The 11,069-nt window shown below is 40.0% G+C and carries 10 protein-coding genes; 5 read left to right on the forward strand and 5 right to left on the reverse strand.

The features are described from left to right. Positions 1-596: 596 nt before the first annotated feature. From G3T18_RS22485 to G3T18_RS22495, 3 genes are all read right to left on the reverse strand, one after another. Positions 597-1,985, reverse strand: coding sequence for an amidohydrolase family protein (locus G3T18_RS22485; RefSeq protein ID WP_224412836.1), 1,389 nt, complete (start codon positions 1,983-1,985; stop codon positions 597-599). A 58-nt stretch (positions 1,986-2,043) separates the two neighbouring features. Beyond that, positions 2,044-2,352 (reverse strand): Mpo1-like protein, encoded by a 309-nt coding sequence (locus G3T18_RS22490; protein WP_224412837.1) that lies wholly within the window; start codon positions 2,350-2,352, stop codon positions 2,044-2,046. 178 nt (positions 2,353-2,530) lie between these two features. Next, positions 2,531-3,013: a sterol desaturase family protein gene (locus G3T18_RS22495; protein WP_224412838.1), complete on the reverse strand. Its 483-nt coding sequence runs from the start codon at positions 3,011-3,013 to the stop codon at positions 2,531-2,533. A 170-nt stretch (positions 3,014-3,183) separates the two neighbouring features. Between G3T18_RS22495 and G3T18_RS22500 the strand changes: the two genes are divergently transcribed. The 3 genes from G3T18_RS22500 to G3T18_RS22510 all read left to right on the forward strand — a co-directional run bounded on the left by G3T18_RS22500 (position 3,184) and on the right by G3T18_RS22510 (position 6,990). After that, positions 3,184-4,872, forward strand: a complete 1,689-nt coding sequence (locus G3T18_RS22500) for a GH3 auxin-responsive promoter family protein (protein ID WP_224412839.1) — start codon at positions 3,184-3,186, stop codon at positions 4,870-4,872. 550 nt (positions 4,873-5,422) lie between these two features. Then, positions 5,423-6,430, forward strand: a complete 1,008-nt coding sequence (locus tag G3T18_RS22505) for a glutathione S-transferase family protein (RefSeq protein ID WP_318014021.1) — start codon at positions 5,423-5,425, stop codon at positions 6,428-6,430. Between the two features lie 101 nt (positions 6,431-6,531). Then, the gene (locus tag G3T18_RS22510; protein WP_224412840.1) at positions 6,532-6,990 is read left to right on the forward strand and encodes a hypothetical protein; all 459 of its coding nucleotides are present in this window, start codon (positions 6,532-6,534) and stop codon (positions 6,988-6,990) included. Positions 6,991-6,994: 4 nt separating this feature from the next. Here the strand turns inward: G3T18_RS22510 and G3T18_RS22515 are convergent, their stop codons facing one another. Both G3T18_RS22515 and G3T18_RS22520 read right to left on the reverse strand, forming a co-directional pair. Continuing rightward, entirely contained in the window at positions 6,995-7,930 is a 936-nt protein-coding gene (locus G3T18_RS22515; protein WP_224412841.1) for a C69 family dipeptidase, read from the reverse strand. Positions 7,931-7,979: 49 nt separating this feature from the next. Beyond that, on the reverse strand, positions 7,980-8,330 hold the full coding sequence (locus G3T18_RS22520; protein ID WP_224412842.1) for a DUF6717 family protein: 351 nt from the start codon (positions 8,328-8,330) through the stop codon (positions 7,980-7,982). Positions 8,331-8,591: 261 nt separating this feature from the next. Here G3T18_RS22520 and G3T18_RS22525 point away from each other — a divergent pair, with 261 nt between their 5' ends. Together G3T18_RS22525 and G3T18_RS22530 are read left to right on the forward strand one after the other, a co-directional pair. Continuing rightward, a complete protein-coding gene (locus G3T18_RS22525; RefSeq protein WP_224412843.1) occupies positions 8,592-10,418 on the forward strand; it encodes an ABC transporter ATP-binding protein in 1,827 nt (608 codons plus the stop codon). Between the two features lie 202 nt (positions 10,419-10,620). Further along, on the forward strand, positions 10,621-11,069 hold a 449-nt coding region (locus G3T18_RS22530), incomplete at its 3' end, for a hypothetical protein (protein ID WP_318014022.1).

Consider the following 11,069-nt stretch of genomic DNA (forward strand, 5'->3'; position numbering starts at 1 on the left):
GTGTCGGGGAGGGGTTTGGGGAGGGGTCACTAATTTACAAACCAAACATTTTCATAACCAGTGGTAGTAAAGTATTAAATTGTTCGACTTTAAATTTAGTTTTTCCTGGTGACGTGGCTCCCGCCGTGTCACCCACTCCAGAGGCTCTGCCTCGGGGAAACTTGAATGGAGGCAGAGCCTCCTGAAACGATTCCCTGCCGGAGACAGGGAACCATTTTAAATAATCTCACCGTTTAATTGACCACAGTTTTTCCTGGTGACGTGGCTCCCGCCGTGTCACCCACTTCAGAGGCTCTGCCTCGGGGAAACTTGAATGGAGGCAGAGCCTCCTGAAACGGTTCCCTGCCGGAGACAGGGAACCAGTGGTAGTAAAGTATTAAATTGTTCGACTTTAAATTTAGTTTTTCCTGGTGACGTGGCTCCCGCCGTGTCACCCACTTCAGAGGCTCTGCCTCGGGGAAACTTGAATGGAGGCAGAGCCTCCTGAAACGATTCCCTGCCGGAGACAGGGAACCATTTTAAATAAAATTAGCCCGCCTTCGCGGGCTGTGTAGCCGCCCGTTTACGGGTTCGGCTTAATAATATTTCGGGAAAATTTACACCACAGCAGTAGCTAACTTTTCCGGTAAAGATTCACGCAAGCGAGATCCATACAACGCTAACGAGTTACCACCCAATAATAAACTCAAATGCTCGCGATCGTACTCAGCAACATTAGCTGCATCTTTGACGCAATCTTTCAAAACACCATCCCAATGTCCGTAGTCGCCAGAGAAACAAGCAACACGCTTACCAACTTCACCCATTGCAACGGGAAGATATGCGGGGGCGGGGTCGTCTGACTCAAAGGAGGTAAAGATTTGTCCGCGTTCAAAGTATTCCATTGGGTCGCGGTGACGCAAGTCATAATGTTCGTACAAGCTTGCGTCTTCGATTTTCGTGGGGTCGTGGCTAGCGTTCCAGAGTAAATCGAAGAGGTTTTTCGCTTTACTAATAATATTGATGTTGTCTTTACCGCCTTTTTCTTGAATCATCAATTTGGTAAATTCCATCAAGGAAGGGCGATAAGGCTTTTTCGGGTCGAAGTCGCGAATGCGCTTTTCCCAGTGTTCGTGGAAAGCATGGGCGAGGTCTGGTAGCCAGCCGCAACCGCCTTCTAAAAAGCCGACTCTGAGGGTGGGAAATTGTTCAAATGCGCCGTCAAAGACCATTCTCGCTAAGGCGTGTTGTTGTTGGTTACGCTGGACGAAAATGTGCGTTAAAACGAAGGTTTCCATGTGGTCGGAAATACCACCCATCATGTTAGAACCGGGTCCGCCGTGAATTCCTAAACCAATGTTTAAATCAACTGCGGCTTGTAAAATGGGGCGGAAGTCGGGGTGAGAAATTGCTTTACAAGTGCGAATTTCGGGGAAAGCGTCGGGGGCTTTGGGATGGGGAACTGGTAAATTGGGGGCGACAGCGACGCTAATTAAACCGAGTTCGTTGACGCAGCGATACATTTCTGCGACAGCCGCATCTACGTCTTGGAGAGGAATTACGCCGATGGGTTTGAGGCGATTGTCGTAGCCTTTGCAGTCATCAGCGATATAGTTGTTGTAAGCTTGGCAAAGGGCGATCGCAAATTCTCGATCTAAAATACTGGAAAAAATTAGGTTTAGCGTACCGTAGATAACTTGGATATCAATACCTTCGCGGTCCATGTCTTCCAAGCGTACTCGATTAAACATCGCCCCAAGGGTGGTTTCCGGATGCAGGTTGCGAAAGCCTCCTTTTCCTAAACCTTGGGGTTGGGGAAACATTCGCTTGAGGTCATTTTTCCCGGTAGCTGGGTTAAAATCAATTACTTGCGCCCGTTGATCTCCGAGACTGTCGATTACTAAACCAATACGATCTTGATATGCTGAATCGATATAATCGCGCAAAATCAAGGGATTTTCTAATTTATGCGCGTCAGCGTCGATGACAATTAAACCTTCGTACATTAATTCTCCTTCAGGGTTGAAACTGCCGCCAAAAGCGGATGTTAGTGATGCAAAGTTGTTAGTTGCTGGTTTGTTGACTCAAAATTTGGCGTAAACCAAACCAATTTTCAAAGGACCAAGACATGGAAGCGAGAATCACAATACCAGGATATTTTCTAAATGCAGGTTCGTTTTTCTCGAAAAATATGTGTCCGCTAAGGGCGAATACTTGCGTCAAGACGACACAAATAGCAGTCAAACGCCAATCGATGAATAAACAGATTACCGCCGCGATCGCCACCAGATTCGTGATGTGGTGTAAGATCTGGTTGATCGGATGCTGGTGAGAGGCGATAAAATGGGCTTTTGCTTCCTGAAAATAACTCAAATTTTGTCTCCTAATTAGCCAATAGTTAGAGTTTTCAGCGCTTTAGGGAAGGATACACCAAATTTCTCGTTTCCGACAGTGTTCGGCTTCTGCGCTGCTAAATTAATCTCTCGGCGCGATCGCTGGAAATAACTCAGTGATAAACTGGCAACTGATAACTGCTCACTGCTTACTGAAATTACCACCACTTCAGTTGGAGATAACCAAGTTGATTTTCTGACAATTCCTCCTCAGTCAACCATTCCACCGATTTATAAGTACCGAAAATCCGATCCCACCAATCTACCCCTAAACCAAAATTATGATGCCACATATTGTATTTGTGATGAACATAGTGTACTGGCATCTTCATCCAAAAACATTTGGTAGGATTTTCGTGTTGTAACTGATGAGCATAAGCAGAAAAAGCTGCATAAACCAAACTACCCAGAAACCAACCCAATCCTACATCCCAAGCGACCAAGAACGGCAAACACATCACAATAATACTACCTCGAACATAATCGCGGAACTCCCACAACACCCCTTGTCCTTCATTGCGACGGTGATGATCTCGATGACGTTCCCCAACGCGAGGGTTAAAGTGCATTAAGCGATGAATCCAGTATTCGACAAAACTAGCCAAAATAAAAGCCAAGACAAAAAACGCGATCGCTCTCATTTAGTTTACTCCTCACCTCACCATACTACATACCAAAAATACCAGGGAACTCCCTAGTAACTACCTGATTCATTACCAATAATCATCCTTCAGCACCTACTAAAAAACTTTAGTTTGTACTACGAAGACTATAATACTTTAAGTTTATTTACAATTGGCATCAAGAGCAAATGACAAACTTCTTACTACCACTATTGACGTATTTTAGCGAACGTGCTAAAGATAAATTTCTCCAAAAAATTACTCAGACTCCAACAATTCAAGAAAAGTTCCTCCTCCAACTATTACAAGCCCATCAAAACACCGAAATAGGTCAAAAATATCAACTCAAAGACATCAAAACTATAGCCCAATTTCGAGAGCGAATACCAATTCTACCCTACGATAATTACGAACCTTATATAAAACGCATTGCTAACGGCGAAAAAAATCTTTTAACCCCCGACCCCATAGTTTACTTAAACATGACTAGCGGGTCAACAGGAAAACCCAAATTAATCCCCGTCACTAAACGCTTTCAAAACACATTAGGAAAAGCCAATTTTGTCAGCATCGGTTTCTTATCTCAAGCCCTACGTTCTCGCGGCTTAAAATTTGGTAAACTTTTAGCCACAAATTCCCCCAAACTCTACGGAATAACCGACGCTGGAATTCCCTACGGACCAGCAAGCACAGGAGTTTTACGGATGGGTAAATGGGTTTACGGACAACTATTTGCCATGCCTTATGAAACCCTAGAAGTTGACGAATTAATCGCCCGTCATTATGTAGCTTTACTCTTCGCTTTACAAGACACTAACCTGCGGGGAATCGGACAAAATTTCCCCATGTTATTGCTACGTTTATGCAACTACTTGGAAACTTACGCCGAAGACTTACTTCATGACTTAGAAACAGGAAATATCGCCAATTGGCTACAAATAGAACCCGAACTTAGAACCAAACTAGAAAAAATTTTTCACGCCACACCGCAACGCGCCCAAGAATTAAAAGAAATTTTACATTCCGAAGGAAAATTAACTCCCAAACTCGCTTGGAAAAACCTCTCCTTTTTAGTTAGCGCGAGAGGAGGAACATCAGACTTTTACTTCCAACGTTTCCCTGAATATTTCGGCGATACACCTGGGTTTGGTGCAGTTTATTCTTCATCTGAAGGTACATTTAGCATCAACCATAGTCTCGATGTAGATAGTAGTATTTTAGCAGTAGAAAGTGGATTTTTTGAATTTGTTCCTCAAGACCAGTGGACAGCAGAACATCCCAAAACCTTGCTAGCGACTGAAGTGAAACCAGGGCAATTATATCGAATTTTGACAACCAACTATAGCGGTTTTTATCGTTATGATATTGGCGATGTTGTCGAAGTAGTCGGTTTTCAAGAACAAGCGCCATTGCTAGTATTTCGCTTCCGTCAAGGTGGAATAATTTCTGCTACGACTGAGAAAACAACTGAGTTTCAAGTCACGAAAGTAATGGAAGCTTTGCAGCAAGAATTTAACGTAGCTTTGGAAGATTTTTGTATTACTTTATCGGAAGGTGAATTTCCCGCACGTTATTTAGTTAATATAGAGTTAGCTAGGGGTCAAAATTTAGCAGATTTACCAGGATTTTTAGCTAGCTTCGACCGCAAGCTAAAAGAAGCTAATAGCTATTATGAACTAAAGCGACGCGACCAAATACCACCTCCTCGCTTGAGTATCCTTAAACCTGGTAGTTTTGGTATTATCCGTCAGCGTCAGTTAGACAAAGGAATGCCTGATTTTCAGCTTAAGTTTCCCCATACCAGTGAAGATAGGAATTTTTTAGCTGGTTTAGTCATAGAAAAGGAGGTTAGTAGCGAAGAATTGAGTATCAAATAGTTTGTAGTGAGGACTTTAGTCCGAAAATAAAATTCCTAGCGAAGACTTTAGTCATTGAGTTTGTAGTGAGGACTTTAGTCCGAAAATAAAATTCCTAGCGAAGAATTGAGTATCAAATAGTTTGTAGTGAGGACTTTAGTCCGAAAATAAAATTCCTAGCGAAGAATTGAGTATCAAATAGTTTGTAGTGAGGACTTTAGTCCGAAAATAAAATTCCTAGCGAAGACTTTAGTCATTGAGTTTGTAGCGAGGACTTTAGTCCGAAAATAAAATTCCTAGCGAAGACTTTAGTCATTGAGTTTGTAGTGAGGACTTTAGTCCGAAAATAAAATTCCTAGCGAAGACTTTAGTCCTTGAGTTTGTAGTGAGGACTTTAGTCCGAAAATAAAATTCCTAGCGAAGACTTTAGTCCTTGTAGTAGCGGCGCTAAAGCGCCGACTACGAACTAATAGTTGTAGGAATGCCTGTAGTTTGTAGTGAGGACTTTAGTCCTTGCAGTAGCGGCGCTAAAGCGCCGACTACGAACTAATAGTTGTAGCTAACAATAATCATGACAAAACGCAAAGCTTTACCTCCCAACATAATTATTAAACTCGGAAAATTTGTTTGGACAACAATGTGGCAAATTATGATGTCCAAACTCGCACCGCGTAACTCTTCTGGCGAGTATATTCGTCCTAGCAGTCAGTTTAGAAACTGGATAAACCAAGACGCAGAAAATGCTTATCAACCAGCTACAGAACGTTACCATCTTTATGTGGGAATGAGTTGTCCTTGGGCGCATCGAACTTTAGTTGTTAGGGCGTTAAAAGGATTAGAAAAAGCTATTTCTGTATCTGTGGTTTCTCCTTCTCCTGTTGAAGGTGGTTGGATATTCAATGAACCAGAAAAAGGTTGTCGAAGTTTAGCCGAACTTTATCAATTAGCTAAACCAGGTTACACCGGGCGAAATACAGTTCCGGTTTTGTGGGATAAGCAAACTAACACTATTGTTAATAACGAAAGTGCGGAAATTATTATCATGCTAAACTCGGAATTTAATGAGTTTGCGGATAAACCTAATTTAGACCTTTATCCAGCAGAATTGCAGGAAAAAATTGACTGTTGGAATGACAAAGTTTATCACGCAGTTAATAATGGTGTATATCGCTGTGGTTTCGCCCAAACTCAAGCGGCTTATAATCAAGCTTATGAGAAATTATTTGCTACTTTGGACGAAATTGACTCAGTATTAGAAACAAGCCGCTATTTGTGTGGAAATCAATTAACTTTAGCGGATGTGCGTTTGTTTACAACTTTATTTCGCTTTGATATTGCTTATTACGGTTTGTTTAAATGTAATCGTCGTCGCATCCAAGATTATCAAAATTTAGGTGGTTACTTGCGCGATTTGTATCAACTTCCTGGTGTTGCGGAAACTTGTAATCAAGAAGCAGTAAAACATGATTATTACGGCAATTTGTTTCCTCTCAATCCCGGTGGAATTATTCCCCAAGGTCCCGAATTAACTAATCTTTTAGAACCTCACGATCGCGCAAAATTCCCGGTTTCAATCTAATGCTATAATAATAGTATTAACTCTCTAGCTTTATTTCTCTCCTGAATTGGAAAAATTTCACAAAAAAAACAGCAAGAGAACCAGAAAAAAATTGGATGACAATGGCTAAAAAATTCCAATATCAACAACAATATTCTCAGCAAACTTTACAAGCGGGACTTGATGAATACTATGCTAAACATCCCGGTTTAATTACTGAGGATAATAGTAGCAGTCAGGTAGCGAAACTGTTTCGACTTCATGATGTTACTCATGTGATTTTTGGCTGCGATACCTCAATTGCTGAGGAAACTTTAACTGATACTTGGACAATTTTTGGTTCGACGGTAAAATTATCCGAATACTTGAAGTATTTGCAGTATCCGGAAACGCGAAAACTTGTTCAAGATGTAGGTTATTTCAAGTTATTTGGGGCTTTTATTTTAACTATTCCCGCAGTTTTTCAAGTTATTGCGAGAACAAGAAAAATGAAGAAAAAATGGATTTGGTCAGGTTACGAAGAATATCTGAATTATCCTTTATTCCAGATTCGTCAAGAATTTGGAATAGAAGTAATCTAGTTAGTTATTTCTGGACTACTAAGGCAGAAAAATCTTTTTGCTGGTACTCTTGTTGACAAGGAAAAGGTTTTTCAATGAACCAATGTTGACAATTTTCTAGAGATAGGGAAGAAATTTGACTTCCTGCGCTAATAAATGCTCCGTGCATACAAATATTACCACTATGTTCTCGCAAAATTGATTTAGCGGTATCGATTGTAAATTTTCCTTGATTTACCTTGCATAAATGTCTGACTTTGCCTTCTCTTGAATGAGGGGAAAGCGTGTCTTCGACGCTACCTTCCGAGAAAATTTTGGCAAAGTCAAATTCATCTTCATTGGTATATAATCCTATTGCGAAAGCATCTTTAATTAAGTCTGAATGACGCAAATTACCTTGATTTCTAATACTAAGATTGTTAGAAATTGAGCGAGTTCCACTGGTGATTTTTTCCGCTACCCAATACTTTCCTGCTGTTTCTAATACCCATGCTTCTTGGGTGTCAGCAATCAGAAAAGAATTATGATAGTTCATCGCAAAATTTTCTGCACAATTACCACCTTGACCATATTTATCGAGTAGATTAATAATAATTTGGAGAGCTTGGTAAGCGGTTTCACCTCTTTCCAAACCTAATCTTACTAAATCCATGCCCAGTAGTCCAGTATTTTGGTAAGATTGAGTTGTCCAAACGGCTTCGTTACCGATAACAACTCCGCACTCATTAGCACCCATTTCTGCACCCCACATCCACTGGGGTTGGGAGAGAATAACTGCTAAGGTTTTTTCTCCTTGAGGAATGGTGATATAAGTGCATTTTAATTGACTATTTTGGGGATGGTTTTGTGCGGGAATAGTTACTACATTTTGAAGTTCTCCTGCGGGGCGATCGCTATTTTTTCCAAAGATTAGATCGCCATTTTTGGTTGCGTCTGGTAAAGCCACAAAAGTATCGCACATAATTTAAATTGTCCCAGTAACATTGACGAGTTTTTTTGTTAGTAATTAGTTAAGAATTAAGAGCTTGAGCTTGACAGTATATTTTAGCAGGAGCTTCGCTAAAATATTTAAATAAAGCTGGACATAACCATCCTTCTAAATTTTCAGATTGCCAAAAATACCAATTTCCGTCATACTCTTCTCTTAGCCAAGTTAGTTCTGCTTGATAGCCCGGAAAAGGAGTTGCAGAAAATAACAACCGAAAACCTTTTTCTGTTTGGGGAATATCTCGAACTAAACAGTCAATCATTTGAGGAATACCGCTAACAAATGGTTCTCTGATTAATCCAACTTCCTCATCGTCAAACACCCAAGTATTTTCGTAGCGATAAGGAACAATTACCATCATAGCGTTAGGCATTTTGTGTTTACCAAATTCAGTTCTTTCTCTATTTTAACTTCATGTAAGTTGAATTTGTATAAATTTTGTCTGGCAATATTTCTAAACCATACAGTTAAATATTTTTACAAATTACATACTATGGTTATATATTCGCTTTATTTCTTCATTAACATTTGGTAGTAATTATAAGTTTAGTTTAAAGCATCAATCTAGAGAGATAGGCAATTACTACTCAAAATTGGTAAAATATTAACTACCTGAGAATTTTGGTAATTTAGTTTGGCAAGTTCATCTACCCTAAGTAAGGTTTCCCAGAGTAAAAAAGAGCCTCAAGCAAAGCATCCTTTGCAACGTTTATTCAAATATGGACGGAGGTATCGTCCCTTAATTTGGAAAGCGGTTATTTGTTCAATTTTAAATAAATTGTTTGATTTGGCTCCACCTGCTATTATTGGTGCGGCTGTGGATGTGGTAGTGCAGCAAGAAGATTCTCTAATTGCGCGTTTGGGAATTGAGGACGTTTTTACACAATTACTGTTTCTGGCAATAATTAATTTAATTGTTTGGATTTGTGAGTCAGCTTTTCAATATACTTATGAGCGTTTGTGGCGTAATTTGGCGCAGAATATTCAGCACGATTTGCGTTTAGATGCTTATAGTCATATTCAGGATTTAGAATTAGCTTATTTTGAGGAACAAAGTACAGGTTCGCTGTTGTCTATTCTCAGCGATGATATTAATCAGTTGGAGCGTTTTTTGGATGTAGGGGCGAATGAAATTCTGCAAGTTAGCACGACAGTAGTTATTATTACTGGTGCATTTGTTATTTTAGTTCCGAGTTTATCTTGGATGGCGATGTTACCGATACCTTTTATTATTTGGGGTTCGATTGCTTTCCAAAAAAGGCTTGCTCCTCGCTATGCAAATGTGCGGGAAAAAGTGAGTTTACTTAATTCTCGGTTGTCGAATAATTTAAGTGGAATTACCACAATTAAAAGCTTTACAACTCAAGCTTATGAAGTGCAAAGATTAGCGGTAGAAAGTGAAGCTTATCGACATAGTAATCAAAATGCGATCGCGCTGTCGGCTGCTTTCGTCCCTTTAATCAGAATGCTGATTTTACTAGGCTTTACAGCGATTTTACTTTATGGCGGTTTGGCTGTAACCCAAGGAAAGGTCGCAGTTGGTACTTATAGTGTTTTGGTATTTTTGACCCAAAGATTACTTTGGCCTTTAACTAGATTAGGACAAACTTTAGACTTGTATCAACGGGCGATGGCTTCGACAAATCGAGTGATGAATCTTCTCGATACACCGATTGCTATTCACCCAGGAAATGTACCTTTGGCTAAAGAGTCGGTGCGTGGTGAGTTAGACTTAGAAAATATTACGTTTGCTTATCGAGATCGTCAGCCAGTAATTGAAAATCTCTCTCTTCATATTCCCGCGGGAAATACGATCGCGATCGTTGGTTCAACTGGTAGTGGAAAAAGTACATTAGTTAAACTTCTCTTGCGTTTTTATGAGGTACAAGAAGGAAAAATTAGCCTTGATGGTACGGATATTCGCGAGATTTTCTTAAACGATTTGCGTGCGTCGATTGGTTTAGTAAGTCAGGATGTTTTTCTCTTTCATGGTACAGTGAGAGAAAATATTGCTTATGGTAGTCCAGATGCAAGTTTAAATGAGGTAATTGAAGCGGCAAAAATCGCCGAAGCCCATGAATTTATTATGCAGTTACCTCAAGAATATGAAACAATTGTCGGCGAACGCGGTCAGAAATTATCGGGGGGACAGCGACAAAGAATTGCGATCGCGCGGGCTGTACTCAAAGATCCGCCAATTTTGATTCTCGACGAAGCTACCTCCGCAGTGGATAACGAAACCGAAGCCGCGATCGCGCGATCGCTAGAACGTATAATTGAGAATCGCACGACGATCGCGATCGCCCATCGTCTCTCTACTATCCGCCACGCTGACTGTATTTATGTCATGGAATACGGCAAAATTGTTGAAAAAGGTACTCACGAACAGTTACTAGCAAAAAATGGAATTTATGCAGGTTTGTGGCGAGTCCAAACCGGGATCAAAGCCATAGCCAGTTAACAAAAGTATGCGCGACTAAGTTACGCCATAACTTTTACCATTACTACTAACATAGTAAACTTTTAGGGTGGGTAATACTCACCCTATTTTTATTTGTAGTGAGTTTATTCGATCGCTGGCGATCGTCCAGTAGCACTCGATCGCGATCGTTTGAAGTTAAATAAATTATCCAACTAATATTTGATTATCTGGCAAACTCTCAATGAATACTTTGTTTTACGTGCTTAATTTTTTTCTGCCTATAGTTTTAATTTTAGCTACTTTTTTGTTCGGTTTTTATTTTGAACAACGGATTTTAAATAAGTTAAAAAGTCTTGCCGATCGCACCGGATGGTCTAGTAACGAAATATTTTTCAAGTCTTTTCGGGGTATTTTCATTCTCTGGTTTGTGCTACTGGGAATATGGACTGCAACTTTTCTATTACCACTATCTCCTAAAGGAGATAACTTTATTCAGAAGTTTTTGCTAGCAACTTTTCTAGCTTCTGGGACACTTTTAATTTCTCGATTAGCTGTTGGTTTTATCAAATTTTATAGCAGCAGAGAAGAAGGTTCGCCTTTAACTTCTTTATTTGAAAATTTGACCAGACTGCTAATTTTCAGTTTAGGAATTTTGATTATTCTTCAGTCGGTTGGAATTGCCATTACACC

It is taken from the genome of Oscillatoria salina IIICB1 (assembly GCF_020144665.1).
Classification (GTDB): Bacteria; Cyanobacteriota; Cyanobacteriia; order Cyanobacteriales; family SIO1D9; genus IIICB1.